Annotated in this window: 22 protein-coding genes; 16 read left to right on the top strand and 6 right to left on the bottom strand. The window is 63.6% G+C overall.

The window, feature by feature from the left end; translation table 11 throughout:
• Window positions 1–47 precede the first annotated feature (47 nt).
• Genes ACX80G_RS01835 through ACX80G_RS01825 form a run of 3 tightly spaced genes read right to left on the bottom strand, consistent with a single transcriptional unit; the run spans window position 48 to window position 990 of the window.
• Complete coding sequence (locus ACX80G_RS01835) at window positions 48–242, bottom strand: hypothetical protein (protein WP_459305262.1); 195 nt, start codon at window positions 240–242, stop codon at window positions 48–50.
• Window positions 239–511 carry a hypothetical protein gene (locus tag ACX80G_RS01830; RefSeq protein WP_459305261.1) on the bottom strand — a complete coding sequence of 91 codons (273 nt, stop codon included), beginning with the start codon at window positions 509–511 and terminating at the stop codon, window positions 239–241. Before ACX80G_RS01830 ends, ACX80G_RS01835 begins: the two co-directional genes overlap by 4 nt.
• Window positions 508–990, bottom strand: coding sequence for a hypothetical protein (locus ACX80G_RS01825; RefSeq protein ID WP_459305260.1), 483 nt, complete (start codon window positions 988–990; stop codon window positions 508–510). Before ACX80G_RS01825 ends, ACX80G_RS01830 begins: the two co-directional genes overlap by 4 nt.
• Window positions 991–1,711: 721 nt before the next feature.
• Between ACX80G_RS01825 and ACX80G_RS01820 the strand changes: the two genes are divergently transcribed.
• Window positions 1,712–1,936, top strand: a complete 225-nt coding sequence (locus tag ACX80G_RS01820) for a hypothetical protein (RefSeq protein ID WP_459305259.1) — start codon at window positions 1,712–1,714, stop codon at window positions 1,934–1,936.
• Window positions 1,937–2,085: 149 nt separating this feature from the next.
• Here ACX80G_RS01820 and ACX80G_RS01815 read toward each other — a convergent pair whose 3' ends face one another.
• The gene (locus tag ACX80G_RS01815) at window positions 2,086–2,301 is read right to left on the bottom strand and encodes a MerR family DNA-binding transcriptional regulator (protein WP_459305258.1); all 216 of its coding nucleotides are present in this window, start codon (window positions 2,299–2,301) and stop codon (window positions 2,086–2,088) included.
• A 129-nt stretch (window positions 2,302–2,430) separates the two neighbouring features.
• Here ACX80G_RS01815 and ACX80G_RS01810 point away from each other — a divergent pair, with 129 nt between their 5' ends.
• A complete protein-coding gene (locus tag ACX80G_RS01810; RefSeq protein WP_459305257.1) occupies window positions 2,431–2,754 on the top strand; it encodes a helix-turn-helix transcriptional regulator in 324 nt (107 codons plus the stop codon).
• A 53-nt stretch (window positions 2,755–2,807) separates the two neighbouring features.
• Here ACX80G_RS01810 and ACX80G_RS01805 read toward each other — a convergent pair whose 3' ends face one another.
• The gene (locus ACX80G_RS01805) at window positions 2,808–3,446 is read right to left on the bottom strand and encodes a hypothetical protein (RefSeq protein WP_459305256.1); all 639 of its coding nucleotides are present in this window, start codon (window positions 3,444–3,446) and stop codon (window positions 2,808–2,810) included.
• Between the two features lie 148 nt (window positions 3,447–3,594).
• Between ACX80G_RS01805 and ACX80G_RS01800 the strand changes: the two genes are divergently transcribed.
• From ACX80G_RS01800 to ACX80G_RS01750, 11 genes are all read left to right on the top strand, one after another.
• Window positions 3,595–5,166 carry an alanine/glycine:cation symporter family protein gene (locus ACX80G_RS01800; protein WP_459305255.1) on the top strand — a complete coding sequence of 524 codons (1,572 nt, stop codon included), beginning with the start codon at window positions 3,595–3,597 and terminating at the stop codon, window positions 5,164–5,166.
• Window positions 5,167–5,292: 126 nt separating this feature from the next.
• Window positions 5,293–7,830, top strand: coding sequence for a DNA helicase PcrA (gene pcrA, locus ACX80G_RS01795; RefSeq protein WP_459305351.1), 2,538 nt, complete (start codon window positions 5,293–5,295; stop codon window positions 7,828–7,830).
• Window positions 7,831–7,937: 107 nt separating this feature from the next.
• A complete protein-coding gene (locus tag ACX80G_RS01790; protein ID WP_459305254.1) occupies window positions 7,938–9,188 on the top strand; it encodes a glycosyltransferase 87 family protein in 1,251 nt (416 codons plus the stop codon).
• A 155-nt stretch (window positions 9,189–9,343) separates the two neighbouring features.
• A complete protein-coding gene (gene sucC, locus ACX80G_RS01785) occupies window positions 9,344–10,513 on the top strand; it encodes an ADP-forming succinate--CoA ligase subunit beta (RefSeq protein WP_459305253.1) in 1,170 nt (389 codons plus the stop codon).
• A 59-nt stretch (window positions 10,514–10,572) separates the two neighbouring features.
• The gene (sucD, locus tag ACX80G_RS01780) at window positions 10,573–11,475 is read left to right on the top strand and encodes a succinate--CoA ligase subunit alpha (protein WP_459305252.1); all 903 of its coding nucleotides are present in this window, start codon (window positions 10,573–10,575) and stop codon (window positions 11,473–11,475) included.
• A 220-nt stretch (window positions 11,476–11,695) separates the two neighbouring features.
• Window positions 11,696–12,751 (top strand): zinc-dependent alcohol dehydrogenase family protein, encoded by a 1,056-nt coding sequence (locus tag ACX80G_RS01775; RefSeq protein ID WP_459305251.1) that lies wholly within the window; start codon window positions 11,696–11,698, stop codon window positions 12,749–12,751.
• A gap of 140 nt (window positions 12,752–12,891) precedes the next feature.
• Window positions 12,892–13,515 carry a TetR/AcrR family transcriptional regulator gene (locus ACX80G_RS01770; protein ID WP_459305250.1) on the top strand — a complete coding sequence of 208 codons (624 nt, stop codon included), beginning with the start codon at window positions 12,892–12,894 and terminating at the stop codon, window positions 13,513–13,515.
• Window positions 13,512–15,161, top strand: coding sequence for an MDR family MFS transporter (locus ACX80G_RS01765; protein WP_459305249.1), 1,650 nt, complete (start codon window positions 13,512–13,514; stop codon window positions 15,159–15,161). Before ACX80G_RS01770 ends, ACX80G_RS01765 begins: the two co-directional genes overlap by 4 nt.
• A gap of 61 nt (window positions 15,162–15,222) precedes the next feature.
• Window positions 15,223–16,884, top strand: coding sequence for an alkaline phosphatase D family protein (locus ACX80G_RS01760; RefSeq protein WP_459305248.1), 1,662 nt, complete (start codon window positions 15,223–15,225; stop codon window positions 16,882–16,884).
• Window positions 16,881–18,143 carry an alkaline phosphatase family protein gene (locus ACX80G_RS01755; RefSeq protein ID WP_459305247.1) on the top strand — a complete coding sequence of 421 codons (1,263 nt, stop codon included), beginning with the start codon at window positions 16,881–16,883 and terminating at the stop codon, window positions 18,141–18,143. The genes ACX80G_RS01760 and ACX80G_RS01755 overlap by 4 nt, the downstream gene beginning before the upstream one ends.
• A gap of 43 nt (window positions 18,144–18,186) precedes the next feature.
• Window positions 18,187–18,624: an SRPBCC family protein gene (locus ACX80G_RS01750; protein ID WP_459305246.1), complete on the top strand. Its 438-nt coding sequence runs from the start codon at window positions 18,187–18,189 to the stop codon at window positions 18,622–18,624.
• Between the two features lie 21 nt (window positions 18,625–18,645).
• Here the strand turns inward: ACX80G_RS01750 and ACX80G_RS01745 are convergent, their stop codons facing one another.
• Window positions 18,646–19,743: a VIT1/CCC1 transporter family protein gene (locus ACX80G_RS01745; RefSeq protein WP_459305245.1), complete on the bottom strand. Its 1,098-nt coding sequence runs from the start codon at window positions 19,741–19,743 to the stop codon at window positions 18,646–18,648.
• A 342-nt stretch (window positions 19,744–20,085) separates the two neighbouring features.
• On the opposite strand from ACX80G_RS01745, the gene ACX80G_RS01740 reads away from it, so the two are divergent.
• The 3 genes from ACX80G_RS01740 to ACX80G_RS01730 all read left to right on the top strand — a co-directional run bounded on the left by ACX80G_RS01740 (window position 20,086) and on the right by ACX80G_RS01730 (window position 22,622).
• On the top strand, window positions 20,086–20,481 hold the full coding sequence (locus tag ACX80G_RS01740; protein WP_459305244.1) for a YidH family protein: 396 nt from the start codon (window positions 20,086–20,088) through the stop codon (window positions 20,479–20,481).
• 10 nt (window positions 20,482–20,491) lie between these two features.
• Complete coding sequence (locus ACX80G_RS01735; RefSeq protein WP_459305243.1) at window positions 20,492–20,827, top strand: DUF202 domain-containing protein; 336 nt, start codon at window positions 20,492–20,494, stop codon at window positions 20,825–20,827.
• An 82-nt stretch (window positions 20,828–20,909) separates the two neighbouring features.
• Window positions 20,910–22,622: a long-chain-fatty-acid--CoA ligase gene (locus ACX80G_RS01730; protein ID WP_459305242.1), complete on the top strand. Its 1,713-nt coding sequence runs from the start codon at window positions 20,910–20,912 to the stop codon at window positions 22,620–22,622.
• Window positions 22,623–22,701: the final 79 nt, after the last annotated feature.

Raw genomic sequence — 22,701 nt, 5'->3', positions numbered from 1 at the left:
GAGACCCGGTCCCGAGAATGGGCCCATAGGGTCGTGGTCCCCGATCGTCATCGCTGGCGCCCCGTTTCGGTTGCGAAGCCGAGGGCGCCGGCGATCATGAGGATGCTGCCGAGGATCTGCGCCCCGTTGCCTGTGGGCGCGAGGAGTTGCCCGGTCAGCAGGATGACCAGAAAGCCACCCAAAATAAGCGCCGTAGAGAGCAGTCTGCGGTGCGCGGACGTGAATCGGGTTGCAGGGTTCACAGCAGGGCCTCCAATGATCCGGTGTTCTGTTTGGGGTCGCTGAGGTAGTAGGAGGCGACCAGCTCGCCGTCGACCATGATCTGTCCGGCGCTGGAGTCAATGTCGATGCGCTTGGCCGTTGTCCAGACCCCACGGACGAACTGCGTCAGCTGGCTGCAAAGCTCGCTCTTATTGCGGTAGTCCAAGTGGGCCGGACGGTTGAAAAGTTCGGTTGGCTTCCCGTTTCGGACAACTACGTGCGCGTCTTTCCGGGTGCGGTAGGCGCTCATTTGCGGTTGCCCCGGCCGGCCATGACCGACGGCGTCGCGCCGGTCCCGCCGCGGGTGTTGGTGTTCACCACGGGTTCAATACCGAGCGACCCCGGCGTCGGCTCGGCGTTCTGCTCTGCCGTCGTGGCGGCTGCCACTTTCTCTCGGTAGCGATCTGCTGCGCGCCGCACGTCTTGGGTGAGCGCCGACAGCTGCCCCTGAGTGATTGCCCAGACGTAGTCCAGGTGCTCGGCCGCGGCGACGGTCTGGCCGGTGCGATCGAGGCTGCGGAGCGTGCTCACCGAGTGAAGTAGCCACTTGAGGTTGTCGGTGCACTCGGTGAGGCGGTGGTTGCGGCGAGCGATCTCCACAGCGCTCTTCGCATGAGCATCCTCGAAGGCTTTCGGCCCGTCGGCGGGATTGATGTCTAGATCCTTCGCTCCGAGGTAGACGTTGAAAGGCAGCGAGATCGGCGGTGATTCTTCGGCTGGACCGGGCATAGCGGTATCCTTTACTCGATTCAAGAGCCAGGTGACCTGTGCGAACGGGCTTGGCTTTTGGGTTAGTACGGCGGCTCAGCAGACTTCTTGGACGATGGATGCTGGGCCGCCGGTTTACTTACTGGACAAAATTTGGGGTGGCCGGTGGAGAAGCAATGGGGGGAAACCCTCCACCGGCCGGACTCCCGCGTGGCGGTCTCAGGACCACACGGGAGAATCTAGGTACAGCGCGGTATATGGTCACGCACTGCAAGGGGCATCGTGTAGATCCCGACACCCTCCGCGATCGTCAGCAGGCAGCTCGTGCACTCAACCGAGAACAAGCCATCAACTGACGGGTAGGGCCAAACCAGGAAGCCCGGATGGCCGGCACGGCCACGGCCAGAGGAGGGGAGTTGGGGGACACCCTCCTCTGACCGAGCCAGCAGCGGCGCAACGATGGGGGACATAGCGCCGCTCTTCCCCGCTCCAGCAGGAGCCGGTGGAAGGGCACCTCCCGCTGGAGACGTCTTTGGGTTCCGCGAGAACCGGACGGCGACCCGGCACGCGGTGAACCACAGGAACAGGCGGATCATGGAACGTCTCGGAATCGCTCGATGTGATCGTGCGGGTCGGCGGGACGCTGTGGGGGACAGCGTCCCGCCGACCATGGTTCTCCGCCTGTAGGGTCTTGGTTGTCTACACCCGCACCAGTTGGTGCACCTACAGAAGGAGAAGTTTCATGGCGACTGGCAAGGTGATCTACGACGGTCAGGAGTTTTTCGTCGATTCCCCGGAGGCGTTCCAGGAGTTCCGGCAAGGCGTCCACAACATCGTTTACACCAATGGGGCACGAGTTATTGACCTCATGACTACATTCGGTCCGGTCGGGCTGATGATCAGCCGTCACGTTCCGGTCCAGATCGTTGAGATTGAGAGTTACGCCGTTGAGGACAGCGTGCTCTAGCGCTGTGGCAACCCGCCCGATCGCCTGGTAGATCGCCAGACCGACCTTCAATTCAGGTCGGCTATCAACCGAAGACTTCGCGATCGGGTAAGGGAGCCGCTGTCGACGTGGCCGAATCTGCGGACCGTCGGACGTTTCGTTCCAAGGGCTCATGATGCAGCCTCCTGCGAGCGCTGCGGTCCCTCTGTCATTAATTGTTCGACGTCGGACTGACGGTATCGGCGCTGTCCGCCTGGTGTTCGCTGAGGCTTGATGATGCCGTCGCGCTCCCACCGGCGGAGCGTCGATATGCTGACTCCAGCGATACGCGATGCTTCCCCGATGGATACCTGGGGGGTTATTTCGTACCTATTGGTATTTGGCATGTCACATACTAGGCATAGGTACTCATGGTTACGCAAGCAACTACTCGAAACCCTGTAAAAATACCTGTGTTTACTTTTTCATACACTTAGGTATGGACATAGCTGCATAGGTTTGGTAAGAATTAGGTCATGAGTACACAGCCAGAACACAAGACGTGGACCCCCGAGTGGTCCTTCGCTGACCGCCTGCGGAAGATACGCCGTGAGTCAGGCGCTAAGCAGGAGGACTTCGCCGCGCGACTGGGAGTGAACGATAACCAGTACAAAGCGTGGGAGACAGGTCGAAACCATCCTCGGGACCAGGTCGCCACGGCGAAGCGCATCGAACTGATGACCGGCGTTCCGGCAGTCTGGGTCTTGGGACTCGAAGAGGAGAAGCCCACAGACGGCGATCCGTTGGGGCACGTTATGCCTGGCGCTGGGGCCGGGCCACGGAGTCCTCATTCCCTTTAGGAGAGGGACGCTCTATCCTACTGAGCTACAGAGGCGGGTACAGCGCTATCAGCTTACCTGCTTTCCGGCAGTGGCCCACCCTGGCCGGTCGGCGGCGCGAGGACCTTGCCGCGCACGCCGGCCGGGAGCAGTACGGCCAGCATGCCCGCGATGCAGGACGAGCCCAGGAGCACCCAGCGCGCTATGGTGAGTGCCGAGACGAGGGCCACCCGGCCGTCGTCGGGTGATCCGGCGGCCAGCAGGGCATCGATGGCGACGTTTTCCCAGAGGTCCACGATGGCGAAGAGCAGTGGCGGCGACCAGAGCACCCAGCGCAGCCAGCGGCGATCGACGTTCAGCTGGATCAGCAGCAGCCAAGCGATGCCAAAGATGAGCGGGAATAAGGTTCCGGCGGTTTTGTGGAGGTAGCTCAACTGACCCAGGGCGTCGCCGTCCATGGCCGCTTGCAGGTCGGTGACGTGGCCCGCTCCGTAGCCGCCAAACATCATGTCCGGCATGGTCAGCCCGTCGGCCAGTTGACTCATTTGGCCGAGGGAGAGCAAGTGGTAGTACCCGAATAGCAGCACCGCGGTGACAGCGGCGGCGATCAGGACCATGTTTCCGTTGCTGCGGGGGGCAGCTGGCGTCGCCTCCGGGATGCCGGCTGCGGCGGCCCCATGCTTTTTAGCGATCTGTGCACGCGTTTTGGACATTCCCCAATTATCCCCGCTGACCGGCTCAACCGGAGGCATTTCATGCCTAACTGAAGGGAGTCTGTGAACTACGTTGCGTTTTGGCGTCATTTTCGCGTTATAGGCGTCTGTGATTGAAACACAAGACGTTCTGCGGTTGTTTTGTTAGATGGCAATTAACCAAGCTCTACCTATAACCAGCGTTGCGGACGAAGTCGGATGGCTCGCAGCCGTCGAGGATGCGATCGACACAGTCTTCGCCCCAGCCACCGAAGTGTTCTCCAGCATCATTTTCTTCCCCGTTACCATCGGGGATTTCAGTTTTCCCATTCTGGTTGCCTGGCTCATCATCGCTGGGTTGGTCTTCACCGTCTACTTCGGGTTCGTCCAGTTCCGCGGGCTCAAGGTCTCCTACGAGGTCATCCGCGGCCGGTACTCCACGAAGGACGACCCGGGGGAGGTCCCACACTTCCAGGCGCTCACCTCAGCCCTGTCTGGCACGGTGGGTCTCGGCAACATTGCCGGTGTTGGGGCTGCGATGGCACTCGGCGGCCCGGGTGCCACGTTCTGGATGATCCTCGCAGGTCTGATCGGCATGGCCACCAAGTTCGCCGAATGTACCCTCGGCGTGAAGTACCGCGAAGTCCACGCGGACGGCACCGTCAGCGGTGGGCCGTTCAAGTACCTCCCGATCGCGTTCGCCAAGTTCGGTAAATTGCCCGCCAAGATTCTGACCGGCATCTTCGCCGTTGCAATCCTCGTTTTTGGTATCGCTGGCGGCAATATGTTCCAGGCCAACCAGACCTTCGCTCAGGTGCAGGAAGTCACCGGCGGCGAGGACGGCCTGCTTGGCAGCGCCGGTGCCGCCCTGATCTTCGGCCTGGTGCTCGCCGGGTTGGTTGCAGCGGTCATCCTCGGTGGCATCAAGTCCATCGGTGCCACCACCAGCCGCCTCGTTCCGGCGATGGCGTTCATCTACGTCGCAGCCTGCCTCACCGTCATCATCGTCAACATCGAGCAGGTGCCGGCAGCCATCGGTGCGATCATTGATGGGGCCTTCAACCCGCAGGGCTTCGTTGGCGGCGTCCTCGGCGTCATGATTGTTGGCTTCCAGCGCGCCTCCTTCTCCAACGAGGCAGGTGTTGGTTCCGCAGCCATCGCACACTCGGCTGTGAAGACCCGCCGCCCGGTCAGCGAAGGGTTCGTTGCCCTCTTCGAACCACTCATAGACACTGTGCTGATCTGTACCATGACCGCGCTCGCCATCGTGATCGCCGGGACGCCGAGCCTGCAGGCCGGCATCGATCAGGTGCAGGGTGGCGGCGACGCGCCCGACGGCGTTATCCTCACCTCCGATGCGTTCGCCACGGTGATCCCCTGGTTCCCGATCGTGCTCGCAATAGCAGTGGCTTTGTTCGCCTACTCAACGCTCATCACCTGGTCTTATTACGGGCTGAAGGCGTGGGAATTCCTCTTCGGCCGTGGCAAAACCGCCGAGGTCGTCTACAAAATCGTTTTCCTGTTCTTCACCGTCGTCGGCTGCGTGCTGAGCTTCGGGCAGGTCATCAAATTTGCCGATGCCGCACTGTTCCTCTGTGCGTTCATCAACCTGCTCGGCGTGTACATGCTGCTGCCGGTCATCAAGCGGGAAATGCGCGAGTACCTGGCAGACCGCAAGAGCGGCAAACTGCTGCAACTCGGTATCGACTCCGAAGACATCGACGCCGCCAAGCCTTCGTAAACTGTCTCTCACGAACGCCCAACGCCCGCCGGCTCAGACGAACCGGCGGGCGTTCTGCGTTTGGGGTACGTCGCCGCCAATCCTGTTTCGTCAGAGCCAGCAACTAGACTTGATGGCACCATGGATATGCTTTTCGACCCACACCTCGGCTCATCACCCGCAAGCGCAGGGCGGCGCCCGACGGCGTCGGCCCGGCCCGGATCCGCCAGCACCGAGTCCGCCAGCACCGAGTCCGCCATTGACGCGGCTGCCGGCTCCGCTGCCGCTCGCTCCGATGAAGTACAGCACGCCAGCGGCGGGCGCCGGGACGACGCGCGGGCACGCGAACTCCTGGTGGGGCTGAACCCGCAGCAGGAGGAAGCGGTGCGCCACAGCGGGTCGCCGCTGCTAATCGTGGCCGGCGCTGGCTCCGGCAAAACCCGGGTGCTCAGCCACCGGATCGCGTACCTCCTGGCCATGGGTCGTGCCCACCACGGCGGAATCCTGGCGATCACCTTCACCAACAAGGCTGCGGCCGAGATGCGCGAACGCATCGAAGCCCTCATCGGTGACGTGGCCAAGCGCATGTGGATCTCCACCTTCCACTCCTCCTGCGTCAGGATTTTGCGGCGCGAGGCAGCATCGGTCGGCCTGAACTCGAACTTCTCCATCTACGATTCGGCCGACACCCTGCGGCTCGTGACCCTGGTGGCCAAGGGACTGGACCTGGACCCCAAGCGGTTCACCCCGAAATCCATCCAGCACAAAATCTCAGCGCTCAAAAATGAGCTGATCGATGAGGAAAGCTACGCCAGCTCGGCCAACCATTCGGACCCGTTCGAGCAGGCCGTCGCAGAGGTCTACACGGGGTACGCTCAGCGGATGCGTCAGGCCAACGCGATGGACTTCGACGACCTGATCGCCCAAACCGTCTACATGTTCAGGGCCTTCCCCGGTGTGGCTGACTACTACCGCCGCCGGTTCCGGCACGTCCTGGTTGACGAATACCAGGACACCAACCATGCCCAGTACGCCCTGGTGCGCGAGATTGTCGGGATCACCCAGAATCCGAGCGACGACGGCGAAACGATTCCGCTGGCCGAGCTGACCGTGGTGGGAGACTCGGACCAGTCAATCTACGCGTTCCGCGGTGCCGACGTCCGGAACATTGTCGAGTTCGAGAACGACTACCCCAACGCCCGCACCATCTTGCTGGAGCAGAATTACCGCTCCACCCAGACCATCCTCAGCGCTGCAAACGCGGTGATTTCCCGGAACCCCGACCGCCCCGACAAGAAGTTGTGGACCGCTGAGGGAGACGGCGAGCTCATCGTGGGCTACGTGGGCGAAAACGAACACGAGGAAGCCCGGTTCATCGCCGAGGAGATTGACCGGCTCCAGGACGAGGAGAACCTCCGCCCCGGTGACGTAGCGATCTTCTACCGCACCAACGCCCAATCCCGCTCCATTGAGGAAATCCTGATGCGCGTGGGCTTGCCCTACAAGGTGGTGGGCGGCACCCGGTTCTACGAGCGCAAGGAAATCAAGGACGCGCTCGCCTATCTGCGGGTGCTGGTGAATCAGGACGACGTCGTCAACCTCCGCCGGGTCCTCAACGAGCCCAAACGCGGGATCGGAGACCGTGCCGAATACGCCGTCGCGGCGCTCGCCGAACGGGAACGCATGTCCTTTATGGCGGCGCTCCGCCGGGCGGACGAGGCACCGGGTCTGGCAACCCGGTCGATGAACGCGGTGAACGGCTTTGTGAAACTGATTGACGACCTCGCCGAGGTGGCCGACGGGTCGGGTGCGTCGGCGGCTCTCGAAGCGGTGCTGGAGCAGACCGGCTACCTGGCGCAACTGCGGTTGAGCAACGACCCGCAGGATGAGTCGCGGGTAGAAAACCTCGCGGAGCTGGTGGCGGTGGTTCGCGAATATGAGCAGGAAAACCCTGACGGTACGTTGGGCGAATTCCTGGAACAGGTTTCGCTGGTGGCCGACGCCGACCAGATCCCCGACGCACCCGAAGGTTCTGCCGCGGAGGTTGAAAAGGCTGTCGCCGAGGCCAAACGCCTGGGTGTGGTCACCCTGATGACCCTGCACACCGCCAAGGGGCTTGAATTCCCGGTGGTGTTCCTGACCGGTATGGAGCAGGGAATATTCCCGCACCAGCGCTCAGCCACCGACCCGAAGGAGCTGGCCGAGGAACGCCGGCTCGCCTATGTGGGGTTGACCCGTGCCCGGCAACGGCTCTACATCACCCGGTCCGAGGTCCGGAGCATGTGGGGCCAGAGCCAGTACAACCCGGCGTCGCAGTTCGTCGGCGAAGTGCCCAATGAACTCATCACCTGGAAACGGGAAGGCGCCTCGGGGCCGGTCTGGTCCGGGGGCGCAGCCATTGGCGGGAACAACCGGTTTAGCGGGTCTTATTGGGGAGCCGGGACCGCGAGCGAGGACACGGGGCGGGGGCTGCCCACCCGGTCAGCGACCGTCGTCGGGCGGGTCCAACCGCAAAAGGAAGTCCTCTCGGTCGCCGTGGGAGACAGGGTCAACCACACCAGCTTCGGCAACGGGACCATCCTGGCCGTCGAGGGTGTCGGAGACAAGACGGTGGCGAAAGTGTCGTTCGACGTCGGCGAGAAGCGGCTGCTGCTGCGGTACGCGCCGCTGACCAAGACCGGGTAACAGGCCCGCGCTCAGCGCAGCAGAAGCTAGGCGTCAAGCGGTGTGCCTGTTGCACCACCGGTCCTGCTGCGATTTTCCCGTTGTAAAGTGCCTCTAGACTCGGAGCCATGCGTTTGAAGGTCTCTCACCGGTCGTCGGCGCGGGCCACTGTCTTGGTGCTTGGATTGCCTATAGCGTTGTTCGCCGTGGTGGTTGTGGCGCAGATCCACGGACTCGATTTTCGGGTATACCGCGACGGCGCCCTCGCCATGCTCGGCATGGACGGCGATCGCGAGCTGTACGGGTCCGCCCCGGGAACGCCCGGTCTGCCTTTCACCTATCCTCCGTTTGCGGCTCTGGCTTTTACCCCCTTCGCCTTTATCCCTGACTGGTTGGGTTTGTGGTTCATTACCGGCACATCGCTGGTATGTCTGGTGCTGACAGCCATCTTCGTCGTCGGCTACCTGACGAAAAATAGATTGGTCCCGGGGCGGGGCGGCGATCCGGGGGTCGGCTCGGTCTGGCCAGTCGTCGTCGCAGCTGTCCTGATAGGTGTGATGGGTCCGTGGCGGGAAGGGCTGGGTTTCGGCCAGATCAATCCCATGATCATGGTGCTCATCGTCGTGGACCTTATCCGTCCGGCGACCCGCGTGCCGCGCGGCGCGCTGATTGGATTGGCTGCCGGAATCAAACTCACCCCGCTGGCATTCGGGTTGATCTTCCTGGTGCGCCGCGACTGGCGGGCAGTTATCGCTTTGGGAACCTCGTTCGCCGGAACCATCGCCGTCGGGTGGCTGTTCATGCCTGGACAGGCCAGCACGTTTTGGTTCAGTTCGCTCTCCAATCCCCATCGGGTCGGAGACACGTCCGACATGTATAACGTCTCGCTGAATTCTCTGGTCTCACATCTCGGAGCACCGGAGTCCCTCCAGCGGCCCCTCTGGCTCAGCAGTGCACTGGCCGTGATCCTTCTGGGGTTCTTCACCATCCAGCGCGCGGAACGCAATGGCGACCTGGTGGCGGCGATCAGCGCAAACGCTATTGTGATGCTTGCCATCTCACCGATCTCGTGGTTCCACCACTGGGTGTGGATTGTTCTCATCGTCCCGGCGCTCTATGTTTCGGCAAAACGTCGGCCCCTGGTCGCTCGAAGAATCGGGATTGTCGTGATTATGGCAATGATTCCCCTGTTCATGCTGTCGTCGATCACCATCACCTTTGCCCTGGACGGCAAGGTCAGCGGACGGGGTCCAGTGGGTTTGGAAGTGTTCACGAGTCTCGGCGTCATGCTGGCGATCGTTGCTCTGGTCTACTGGCTAACCGAGCGACGAGGCTTGATCGCCGACATGACGCCAGGGAAACTGGCTGGCCGAGCCTGACGCTAGGGAGTGCGCTATAGCTCATCCATCGACATTTCTACAAACCATAGAAGTGTGCCCTTGGTCACTAAACCGGTAGTCTGTGCAGGGCGCCGAACGCCGAGGGACTAAAGTTCCCTGTGTAAACCCACTTCGACGTAGAAGGACACTGGCCTGTGGATCTGTTCGAATATCAGGCGCGCGATCTTTTTGAGGCACACGGGGTACCCGTGCTCGCCGGCATCGTGGCGCACACCCCCGAGGAAGCAAAGGCGGCGGCCGAGAAAATCGGCGGCGTCGTCGTCGTCAAGGCTCAGGTCAAAGTTGGAGGCCGCGGCAAAGCGGGCGGCGTTAAAGTCGCCAAAACGCCCGACGAGGCGTTCAAATACGCCTCGGACATCCTTGGCATGGACATCAAGGGTCACACTGTTCACAAGGTGATGATCGCGCAGGGCGCCGACATCGTCGAGGAGTACTACTTCTCGGTATTGCTGGACCGGTCCAACCGCAACTACCTGGCCATGTGCTCGGTAGAGGGCGGCGTGGAGATCGAGCAGTTGGCCGTGGAGCGCCCCGAGGCGCTGGCCCGCATCGCCGTCGACCCCGCCGTCGGCATTGACCAGGCGAAGGCCCGTGAAATCGTCGAGACGGCTGGGTTCGCCCCTGAGCTGCACGACGGTGTCATCACCGCGATCATCAAGCTGTGGGACGTCTTCGTCAAGGAGGACGCCACCCTCGTGGAGGTGAACCCGCTGGTCAAGACCGGAAGCGGCGAGATCATCGCCCTCGACGGCAAGGTCACCATCGACGAGAACGCTGGCTTCCGTCAGGCAGGCCACGCAGCCCTTGAGGATCAGGATGAAGCCGATCCTCTCGAAGCCAAAGCCAAGGCCAACGACCTCAACTACGTCAAGCTAGACGGCGAAGTGGGAATCATCGGCAACGGTGCCGGCCTGGTCATGTCAACGCTCGACGTCGTCGCCTACGCCGGCGAAGCCCACGGCAACGTGCGGCCAGCCAACTTCCTGGACATTGGCGGTGGAGCATCAGCGGCCGTCATGGCAGCGGGGCTCGACGTCATCCTGAACGACCCGCAGGTCAAGAGCGTGTTCGTGAACGTGTTCGGTGGCATCACCGCGTGTGACGCGGTCGCCAACGGCATTGTTGAGGCGCTTCAGATCCTGGGCGACAAGGAAAACAAGCCCCTGGTAGTCCGCCTCGACGGCAACAACGTCGAGGAAGGCCGCCGCATCCTTGCCGAGGCGAACCACCCGATGGTCACCCTCGCCGACACCATGGATGAAGGCGCCGACAAGGCCGCCGAACTGGCTTACGCCGCCCGCTGATCGAGCCTGCACTTCCCGGCTTACGAACGTGCCGGGTCCAAAGGATTAAGGAATAACGTATGTCAATCTTTCTCACCAAAGACTCCAGGGTCATTGTGCAAGGCATCACCGGCGGCGAAGGCACCAAGCACACCGCGCTGATGCTCGCTGCGGGTACCCAGGTGGTCGGTGGAGTCAACGCCCGCAAGGCTGGCACCACGGTCACCCACGGCGATGTCATCCTGCCGGTCTTCGGCAAGGTCAGCGAAGCCATGACGGAAACCGGCGCGGACGTCTCTATCGTGTTCGTGCCCCCAGCCTTCACCAAGGACGCGGTCGTTGAGGCGATCGAGGCTGGCATCGGCCTGGTCGTCATCATCACGGAAGGTGTTCCCGTGCAGGATTCGGCCGAGTTCTGGGCGCTTGCCCAGTCACGCGTCGACGCCGACGGCAACCAGGTCACCCGGATCATTGGACCCAACTGTCCCGGTATCATCACGCCGGGCGAGTCCCTGGTCGGCATCACCCCGGCGAACATCACCGGCAAGGGCGGCGTGGGTCTCGTCTCCAAGTCAGGCACCCTGACCTACCAGATGATGTTCGAGCTGCGCGATCTGGGCTTCTCGACCGCCATCGGCATCGGGGGAGACCCCATCGTGGGGACCACCCATATCGACGCACTTGCTGCGTTCGAGGCGGACCCGGAAACGAAGGCCATCGTCATGATCGGTGAAATTGGTGGCGACGCTGAAGAGCGGGCCGCCGAGTACATCAAGGCCAACGTCACCAAGCCGGTGGTCGGCTATGTGGCGGGCTTCACGGCTCCCGAGGGCAAGACCATGGGCCACGCCGGCGCCATCGTCTCCGGCTCCGCGGGAACGGCCCAGGCCAAGAAGGAAGCCCTTGAGGCTGCCGGGGTCAAGGTGGGCAAGACGCCATCCGAGACCGCCACACTGCTCCGCGAGGTGTACGCGGGACTGTAATTCCTTCACCGAGAGGCCCCGGGGGCTGGATTCGTCCAGCCGCCGGGGCCTTTTTTGTGCCCTCGGCGCACACCTGCCCGTTGGGAGGGGGGCGCCGTCGGGCATAGACCTCCATGCTCACCGGGGAGCCAGTCTTAGTGGGCAGCTGTGCCGGAACCCGTGCCGTGATGGCCGCGCTAAGCTGATTGAACACCCACACCCCCCAGTCTGAGGAGTATGCATGCGTGCCACAATCATTCACGGTCCCGGCGACATCAGGGTTGAGGACCGTGACTATCCGACGATCAAGCGTCCAACCGACGTCATCGTGAAGGTCACTGCCTCCTGCGTTTGTGGCTCGGATCTCTGGCCGTACCGCGGGATCAGCAAGAACCGCGGCACCCGGGCGATCGGGCACGAGTTCGTTGGCGTCGTCGAGGAGGTCGGCGCCGAGGTGAAAGACCTGGCCGTCGGCGACTTTGTGATTGCCCCCTTTGTCGACAGCTGTGGCGCGTGCCCCCAGTGCCTGAACGGAGTGACAGTCGCCTGTGACCACCTCACCTCCTGGGGAGGCGACGATGAGTTCGGGCATTACGTTGAGGGAGCACAAGGTGAGGCTGTCCGCGTACCCCAGGCAGAAGGCACCCTCCGACGGGTTGACGGCGTGACGGATCCCGACCGGGAACTGACCGCGAGTCTGCTCACCCTTTCCGATGTGATGTCCACCGGGCATCACGCCGCGGTGAGTGCTCAGGTGGGCCCGGGCCGCACCGTGGTGGTGGTCGGCGACGGCGCCGTCGGCCTGTGCGGTGTGCTGGCGGCGAAACGGCTCGGTGCCGAGCGCATCATCGCCATGTCCCGGCACGAGGACCGGCAAGCGTTGGCGCGCGAGTTCGGCGCCTCTGACATTGTCGCGGAGCGCGGCGAGGAGGGCGTAGCAAAGGTTCGTGAACTGCTCGGGGGAGTGCTGGCGGACTCGGTGCTCGAGTGCGTAGGCACCAAGGAGTCGATGGAGCAGGCCCTGGCCAGCACCCGTCCCGGCGGAAACCTCGGGTTTGTCGGCGTTCCCGCCGGTGGCGCGGAACTACCCATCGGTGTGCTGTTTTCCAAGAACATCACAGTGGGCGGCGGTATGGCGCCGGCCCACACCTACATCCCGGACCTACTAGCCGATGTGCTTGCCGGGAAGCTCAACCCGGGCAAGGTGTTCGACGTCGAGATGCCACTCGAGGATGCAGCGGAGGCCTACAAAGCCATGGACGAGCGCCGCGCCATCAAGGTGCTCCTGAAGCCGTAGCTCCACCCCTGAACGCGCCGGCAGTTGTTGCACAGCGACTGTCGGCGCGTCGGGCGTTTAACGCCCACCTGAACACGAAGATTATGCAGCGCCGCAATTTTGCGGTTGTGTAAAACGTCACCGGGTGGCACAATCGTTCGGTGAGTCAACTACTTTCCCTGCGGGACCGGAAACGCACCGAGACGTGGGCCGCGCTGCATGATGCTGCCGCCCGGCTCACCCTCGAGCACGGCCCCGACCGGGTCACCACCGAGGCGATCGCCGCTCGGGCCAATGTTTCGGCTCGCACCTTCTTCAACTACTTTGGCACCAAAGAGGACGCGATCCTCGGCCTGCAGGATCCGTCAATCGACGACACCTGGCTGACGGCCTTCGACGTCGAAGCGAACCTCCTCGACCAGGTGTCCCGATTGCTCGTCCAGGTGGTGCACTCCACTGAGGGTGGCGGCGACGGCGAAAGTCTCCGCATGGAGGTGATGCAGCAGTTCCCGCAACTCCGCCAGCGCCGTTTCGCCTACTTCCTGAAGGTAGAACAGCTGGTCCGCGACGTGGTCACCGCGGGCATCACCGACTCGGCAAAATGGGCCGACGTCGCCCACCAGCACCGGTCCGAAGACATTTCCCGCATGATCGTGCTGATCGCCGGAGCACCCCTGCGCTACGCGATGCAGGAGTCCGCACACGCCCCCACCCTTGACCACCAGTTCGCGGCCCTCACCACCGCCAACGCACTCCTCAGAGAGGTCCTCCCGGAAATCCAATGAGCACCAGTACCACAACCGCACCGGCCGCCGTTGTCGAGAAACGCACCGGCATGCTCCTGCTGTTCATCGGCCTCATGCTCTCCATGCTTCTGGCGGCCCTCAGCCAGATGATCCTCAGCACGGCGCTACCGACGATTGTCGGCGAGCTCAACGGGGTTGACCAGATGCTCTGGGTGATCACCGCCTACATTCTGACCGCCACTATCGTGATGCCGATCTACGGCAAACTCGGAGACCTGATGGGCCGCAAGAACCTGCTGCTTATCGCGATCAGCATCTTCATGGTCGGCTCGATTGTTGGCGGTCTCGCCCCGGACATGCCGTGGCTGATCACGGGCCGCGCCATCCAGGGACTTGGCGGGGGCGGGCTGATGATCCTCTCCCAGGCGATCATCGCCGACGTCGTCCCCGCCCGCGAACGCGGAAAGTACATGGGCACCATGGGTGGCGTCTTCGCGTTCGCCTCGGTCGCCGGACCCCTGCTCGGAGGCTTCTTCACCGAAGGCCCCGGCTGGCGCTGGATGTTCTGGATCAACATGCCGCTCGGCGTCCTCGCGCTCCTCGTGGTGGGGTTCTTCCTGCACCTGCCGAGCCGCAAGATCAACAGCTCCCGGCTCGACATCGGGGGCATGATGCTGCTGGCCATCGCCACCACCTCCGTAGTGCTGGTCGGTACGTGGGGCGGAACCCAGTACGACTGGACCTCGTCGGTCGTCCTCGGTCTCATCGCTGCAACAATCATCAGCGGTGTCGCCTTCGTCATGGTGGAGCGACGCGCCGCCGAGCCGATCCTGCCGATGCACCTCTTCCGGGAACGCAACTTTAACCTGACCACCGCGGGCGGCCTCCTGATCGGCGTCACCATGTTCGGTGCCATTGGCTACCTGCCGACCTACCTGCAGATGGTCACCGGCGCCAGTGCCACCAACTCAGGTCTGCTGATGATTCCGATGATGGGTGCGCTCCTGCTCACTTCCACCGGGTCGGGGATCGTCGTCAGCCGGACCGGCCGTTATAAATGGATGCCCATCGTGGGGGCACTTATTGTCGCCGTCGCACTCTTCCTGCTCTCGACCATCCAGCCGGCCACCGCGCTGTGGATCATCTCCACCTACATTGGTCTGCTCGGCGCGGGCCTGGGCCTCAGCATGCAGATCCTGGTGCTGATCGTGCAGAACACGTTCCCCAACCGGATGGTCGGAACGGCCACCGCCTCCAACAACTACTTCCGCCAGATCGGTGCGACTCTGGGCTCGGCGATCGTCGGCAGCCTCTTCGCCACGCGGGTCGCCGATCTGATGACCGAACGTCTTCCTGGTGGGTCGGTGACCACCGAGGGCGGCGCCAACTCGCTCACCCCGCAACTGGTCTACACGCTGCCGGACGCCGCCAGGAGCGCAGTGATCGAGTCCTACAACGACGCCCTCACCCCACTTTTCCTCTACCTGGCGCCGCTGGGACTGATAGCTGCCGTGCTGTTGTGCTTTGTGGAGGAAACACCTTTGTCCACGGTAATCGAGCCGGACCCCCTTACATCCGCACCACTGGGCCGGGCCGACATGGGAACCCGGCCAGACACGGGGAACACGCCACCGGAACCAACTTCAGGCCAACTTTCGCCGTCGAGTACTGAAACACTGCGTTAACGTTGCCGCACAGGCGGGATAATTAGTCGCCGGCACCTCATCGTCGTTATCTAATTGAGACATGATGCCCCTCACTCGACGAACTTTACTGCGCTCCGCAGGTGTCACCGCGGTAGCCGGGGCTGCCGCCTGGCCGGCAGTCCTTCCTTCGGCCCAGGCTGCTCGTGTGAGCCGGCCCACGGTCAGCCCCCAGTTCCGGTTCGGGGTCGCCTCCGGTGACCCCCTTCCGAACGGCGTGCTGCTGTGGACGCGGGTCACACCGGAAGCCGCCGCGACCCCGGGCTCCGGCAGAGGGGCGGACGTCACGGTTAAGTGGGAGGTGGCATTGGACCCAGCCTTCCGCCGCGTCGTTGCCCGCGGCGCCACGCTGACAGGAGCCTCCCGTGACCACACCGTCAAAGCTGAGCCAAGGGGCCTGGCTCCAGCAACAACCTACTGGTACCGCTTCAGCTTCGGAAAGACCGTCTCACCGGTTGGCCGGACCCGGACTGCACCGGCACTGGGTGCACCGGTGGATAAGCTGCGAATTGGCGTCGTGTCCTGCGCTAACCTCCAGGCAGGTTGGTTCTCTTCCTACCGGCACCTAGCCGCCCGCGGTGACCTGGATCTTGTGCTGCATCTCGGCGACTACCTCTACGAATATGCTCCCGGTGAGTACCAGGCCCGCGACGTCGTCGTCCGGCCGCATGACCCGGCCGTCGAGATGACCACCCTGGAGCACTATCGCCGACGCCACGCGCAGTACAAGACCGACCCTGATCTCCAGGCGCTGCATGCCGCGGCGCCGTTTGTGGTGACCTGGGACGACCATGAGTCTGCCAACGACGCCTGGGCGAATGGTGCGGAGAACCATACCGAGGGAGCCGAGGGGGCCTGGCGAGCGCGGTTCGGCGCCTCGCAGCAGGCCTATGCCGAGTGGATGCCCGTCCGGTATGAACCGGGTGGCAACTTATACCGGCGGCTCACCTTCGGGGCACTGGCCAGCATTTCGATGCTGGATCTGCGTAGCTACCGTAGCGAGCAGGCATCCTCAGTGGTGGATCCCGCCATCAACAGCCCGGACCGCACCATTACCGGTGAAGCTCAAATGTCCTGGCTGCTCAGCGGGTTGACAGCGCCGGAAGCCCAATGGAAGTTGGTGGGCAACCCGGTCATGATCACGCCGGTTCGCTTCCCTTCGACGCTGAGCGCGTCAGAGGTGGGTGCCGTCCAGGAGCTGGTCGGCACCACCACGGTCGACGGTGCTCCTTACAACGTCGATCAGTGGGACGGCTACACGGCCGACCGGTCGCGGGTCCTTCGGCATCTGCGGGACAACGCTGTCACCGACACAGTGTTTCTGACCGGTGACATCCACTCGGGTTGGGCCTGCGACCTTCCGGCGGATCCTCTCACCTACCCGGCTTCGGGCAACTCCGTTGCCACCGAACTGGTCTGCACCTCAGTGACCAGCGACAACCTCGATGACATCCTGAACGTTCCCCCTCGCACAGCGTCGATCGCGGTGGAGGAGGCCTTCAAAGCCAGCAATCCACACGTGAAGTACCTGGACTTCGACTCCCACGGGTACTCGGTGCTGGACGTCACCCCGTCCGGGGTTCGAATGGACTGGTACGTGTTGTCTGAGCGAACAGACAAAGCCTCGACCAGCAGAATTTCCACCTCGTGGCGGGTCGACGCAGGCACTCAACGCGTCACTCCTGCTGCAGGCGGTGTACTGTGAGCGGCTCCTCACGCAGGCAGTTCCTGCGGATAGCCGCGGCAGGTGGAACCGCCGTCGTTCTTTCCGGAATGCACGGTGCGGCTTGGGCGCGGACCACGGCGGCGAGCAGCCCGCTCAGGGTGTATGTGCTGGTGGTGGATGGCTGCAAACCCAGCGAAATTACGTCGTCGCTCACACCGAATTTGGCGCAGCTGCGGTCACAAGGCACCAACTTCCCGGCTGCGCGCTCCCTGCCGGTGATGGAAACCATTCCCAATCACGTCATGATGATGACCGGCGCCCGGCCCGACCGGACCGGGGTGCCAGCGAACAAGATCTATGACCGCGCCGAGTCGGTGCTGCGCGATCTCGACCGGCCCTCCGACCTCCGGTTCATCACCCTCTTGGAACGCCTGAATGCGGCGGGCCATACCACCGGTACCGTGCTCAGCAAGGACTACCTGTTCGGTATTTTCGGTGAGCGGGCAACGTACCGCTGGGAGCCGAACCCGATCATTCCCGTGAGCGGCCATGCCCCGGACGTTGCGACCATGAACGCGCTAATCGCTATGGTGGACTCGGTGGACCCTGACCTGGTCTTCACCAACCTGGGTGATGTGGATCGGATGGGCCACAGCGATCTCAGCGGCACCACGGTGAAGGCCGCGCGTACCGCTGCCCTCAAATCGACTGACCTTCAGGTGGGCCGGTTCATCACCCGTCTTAAAGAAACGGGGAAATGGGAATCCAGCGTAGTTCTCGTGCTGGCCGATCATTCGATGGACTGGTCCATTCCCACCAACGTTATTTCGGTGAATTCCATCCTCGGCACCCGTCCCGACTTGCGCTCGCAACTGGTGATCGCCCAGAACGGTGGCGCCGACCTGTTGTATTGGATTGGTGATCCTGCGGCACGGGAGGCGGCATTGACGGAGATCCGGGGTCTGGTGTTGTCGCACCCGGGAGTGCTCGCCGTTGATGTTCCAGCCAATCTCCGGCTTGGACCGGAGGCGGGGGATCTGATCGCTACCTGCCGGGCTGGCTGGCGCTTCTCGGATCCTGCCGTGGTGTCCAACCCGATTCCCGGAAACCACGGTCACCCGGCGACTGAGCCCATCCCGTTCTTCGTCACCGGAGGCCACCCACGGGTGAAACGCGGCCGGGTATCATCCGAACCGGCGCGAACCATCGACGTCGCACCTACGGTCGGGACACTCTTCGGCCTGGGCGCACCGGCTGGGGGTTATGACGGTGCGCCCCGCACCGTAGCGTTCAAATAGGCGTGGTCTGGGAGCGCCAGCTTGGGCAGGGCAGAATAGGTTCATGAGCCCCTACCTGATTACCCGTGAACGATTCATCAACGCACCCGCAAGCGACATCTTTGAGGTTCTGGCAACGCCCGCGCTGCATAGCGTCATCGACGGCTCGGACACGGTCAAGGGCGAGCAGCCGGGTGGCCCGCAGCGCCTCTACGAAGGTGCCAAGTTCGGGATGGACATGCGCATCGGGGCGAAGTACAAGATCCTCAACAAGGTCACCGAGTTCGAGGAGGGGCGCCGGATCACCTGGCGCCACTTCACGAAGGCCACCTGGAGTTATACCCTTGAGCCCCGTGATGGCGGCACTTTGGTGACCGAGCAGTGGGATGCCCGCTCGGTCACCGGGCGCATCGTCCTGCGGCCGATGGGATTTCTCCGCAAGAATCCCGCCGCGATGGAGAAGACCCTGGTGAAGCTGGAGAAGTACGTCACGAAGGCCTGACCTCCGGACAACAAGACCCGATCAGAGGAGCCCGACCCCGAACAGCAGCCCCAGCAGATAGGTGGCGGCGGCGGCACCCAGTCCGATCGCCACCTGCCGCAGCGCCAGCTTCAGGGGTGACGCGCCCGAGAGCAGCCCGACGACGGCGCCGGTTCCCAGCAGCGCCAAACCGACCAGGACGCAGGCGATGATCACGGCTGGCAGCCCGCTGAGCCCGACCAGGTACGGCAGGATGGGGATCACGGCGCCGGAGGCGAAGAAGCAGAAACTGGACGCGGCTGCCCCCAGCCCCGTCCCGATCTGCTCGTGTTCATCCTGGCTGCCAGCGGTTTCTAGTTGGAGGGACAGGCTCGGATCGCAGTCGCAATCAACCAGGCCCAGCCGTTCCGAGGCGCGGTGCTCGGCCGCTTCCCGGGACATCCCCCGGGCCCGGTAGACCAGCACCAGTTCGTTGGCGTCGATGTCCAGCTCTTTGGCAGCGGTCAGGGTGATCTGGGTGGGTCGGGACGCAGCCAGCAGTTCACGCTGCGACCGCACCGACACGTACTCGCCGGCACCCATGGATAAGGCCCCGGCCAGCAGACCGGCGATGCCGCTGAAGAGAACGAACCCGGTGGAGACGCCGGTGGCGCCGACGCCCAGCACCAGGGCCAGGTTGCTGACCAGCCCGTCATTGGCCCCAAATACTGCTGCCCTGAAGTTGCCGGACAGGCGGTTTCGGCCGCGGGTCGCCAGCCCACGGATCACCTCTTCGTGGATCTGCTCATCGGCTGCCATCGCGTCCGTTGCCGTGGGATCCCCGGCGTAGGGTGACCTGCTTTCGGCCCGTTGGGCCAGGGCCAGCACAAACACGCTGCCAAAACGCCGGGCCAGGAAGCCGAGCACCAGGTTACGCAGGGAGGGGCGGGCCGGTTTCCCGGCGTCGGGGCCCAACAAGAATAGCCAGTGTGCTTCGTGCCGACCTTCGGCTTTGGCCAAGGCGAGCAAAATTTCGCGTTCCTCGCCGTCACGGCGGCTCGCCAGATAGCGGTAGGTCGCCGCCTCGGCGCGTTCATCTGCCAGATACTGCCGCCAGCGGCGGATATCGGCGGGCGCTGGATCGTCGTGGGATTGTGTCACGTGGGTCTCCTGGTCTGTAGCGACCAGGGCCGTGACGGGGCTCCGGCCGTCGTAAAGCGGCCGAAGGTCTCGCTCGCCGGCAGCCTTCGCCGGTGGATTGCCGGGCCATCGTCATCGATGGCCAGTGTGTCGACAGGCCGCTGCTCAGTTCCCCGGGTGGCAAGGGTGCTGAACGGGAGCTACTCCCCTTCTCGGGTTCAATCCTATCCTGGGTGCGTTCCAGAGCGAGACCGCCCCTCCGCCGAACAGCGAGATCTGGCGACTCGGCGAGTTCAAGTGGTCGCGAGATCTGACTGTGCGGCGAGAGGAGAAGGGAGGGAGGGGGCTCGCTAGGATGAGGGGATGGCCGTCTCATCAGATAAATCTCCTCACCGCGTGTCTCTGACGCAGCGGTTGCTGGGTGGCGGTACCGATCCGGATCCCCGGTTCACGCTGGCCAACGAGCGGACCTTCCTCGCCTGGATCCGGACATCGCTGGCGCTACTGGCCGGCGGAATCGCCGTTGAGGCCTTCGCCGTCGACCTGTTTGACCCGGTGGTCCGCAAAGCCATCGCGATCCTGCTGTTGTTGCTGGCCATGCTGATCGCTGCAGCGGCGTGCTTCAGATGGTTGAGCGTAGAGCGGTCCATGCGCCACGGATCGCCGCTCCCGCTCCCGCTCCTTGCCCCGTTACTGGCTCTCGGCGCGACGGTGGTCGCGGCCGTCGTCGTCGTTGTCGTGGCCATCCGACCGGCCTGACCGCGTCCGGATGAGCAGCGCGAAGCCCGCTGACACGGGGCTCCAGCCCGAACGCACCTCATTGGCCTGGGGGCGCACACTGTTGGCCCTGGTGATCTGCGGGGTGCTCTTTGTGCGCTGGGTGCCCCAGCACGGGTGGTTTGCCTTGATCCTCATCACCGCGTTGCTGGCTGCGGCGCTCGGGATCTATGTAAGCCAGCGGGTCCGATACCGCCGCAGCCTGAAAGGGATGGGCAGCGGTGTCCTCGCGGCGGACGTGGCAGCAGTACTCATGACCTCGGCGGTGGTGATGGCAGTCGGCGCGGCTGGTATTTACGCAGTCCTGTTCCGGCCACTACATGACTGAGACGTAATCTAAGGGGCAGTGGGTGATCGGCTGCCCCGCCAATCAGGATAGAGTTCAACAGGCTTAGACAGAAAGTAGACTGATGACTTTTGAAACCACTGCCCCCTGGGTGCGTAACTACGGACCGGGAGTCCCCGCCGCCGTCGCCGTCCCGGATGGTTCCCTTGTCAACCTCGTCGAGGAATCTGCGCAGCTGTACGGCCAGAAGACTGCCCTCGAGTTCTTCGGCGCGGAGACCACGTACCGCCAGCTCGATGAGGCGATCCAGCGGGCCGCCGAGGGGCTGCGCCGGCTCGGTGTGGTGGCGGGCGACCGGGTGGCCCTGGTACTGCCCAACTGCCCGCAGCACGTAGTGGCCTTCTATGCGGTCCTGCGGTTGGGAGCAATTGTGGTCGAACACAACCCCCTCTACACCGACCGCGAGTTGAGGCACCAGTTCGAGGACCACGGGGCGCGGCTGGCGATCGTCTGGGACAAGGCCGCGCAGCGGGTGCAGGACCTCCCGGCCGACGTCCCGGTCACCGCCCTTGTGACGGTCGACCTGACCCGGGCAATGCCGTTCTCCAAACGGGCCGCCCTGCGGCTTCCCGTCCGGAAAGCACGGACGGCCCGGGGTGCGCTGACTACCCGCTCCAAGCTGTCCGGCAGCAGGAGCGTCACCTCCTGGGACTCCCTGGTGGGGAACAAGCGGTTGGCGGCCACCCACCCCGGCCCGGTAGCCACCGACGTCGCCGCCCTGCAATACACCAGCGGCACCACCGGGCACCCAAAGGGAGCAATCCTCACGCATCGGAATCTGCTGGTCAACGCGGCTCAGGGGCGGGCCTGGGTGCCGGGCCTTGACGATGGCAAAGAGGTTATCTACGCTGTCCTGCCGATGTTCCATGCCTACGGGCTGACCCTCTGCCTGACGTTCGCCATGAGTATCGGGGCCCGCCTGGTGCTCTTCCCAAAGTTCGATGAAGACCTGGTGCTGGACGCGGCGAAGACCCATCCGCCCACGTTCCTGCCCGCGGTCCCGCCGATCTATGAGCGTCTGGCGAAGCGCGCTGTGGAGCGCGGTGTCAGCCTGAAGAGCGTTCGCTTCGCAATTTCCGGTGCGATGAACCTGCCGCCTGCAACGATCGAGTTGTGGGAATCGGTGACCGGCGGCTATCTGGTGGAGGGGTACGGGCTGACCGAAACGTCGCCGATCTCCCTCGGGAACCCCATTGGTCCCAGCCGCAAGCCCGGGACCGTGGGGGTGCCGTTCCCGAATACTGAAATCCGCGTGGTCGATCCGGAGGATTCGACAATAGATCGAGAGCCGGGCGACGCCGGTGAACTGCTGATCCGCGGGCCCCAGGTGTTCAAGGGGTACTGGCGAAATGATGAGGACACGCGAGCCGTCCTGAGCGCCGACGGCTGGTTTAAGACCGGAGACATTGTCCGGGTCGACGCCGATTGGTTCGTTACCATCGTGGACCGGATCAAGGAGCTTATTGTGACCGGAGGCTTCAATGTCGCCCCCACCGAGGTGGAGGAAGCTCTGCTGAGTCATGACAGTGTGGCCGACGTCGCGGTGGTTGGAATGCCGCAGGCCGGGGGAGGCGAGGAGGTGGTGGCCGCCGTCGTCGTGCGCGACGGACACCCGTTCAGCGGTGACACCCTGAAGGCGTATTGCCGGGGCTCGCTGGCGGCCTACAAAATACCGCGCCGTATTGTTGAAGTAGACGAACTGCCGAGGTCACTCATTGGCAAGGTGCTGCGGCGCCAGGTTCGAAACCAATTGATCAGTAGAGATGCGAACGAGTGACAAGCATTTAATTGGGCTGTCAGCCAGTGACATCAGCCAAGCAAGGAGACAGGGACTGTGTTTAGGAAACCCAAGCACA

The organism is Arthrobacter glycogeni, assembly GCF_054510815.1.
This window is presented reverse-complemented; position numbering and strand designations above follow the sequence as displayed.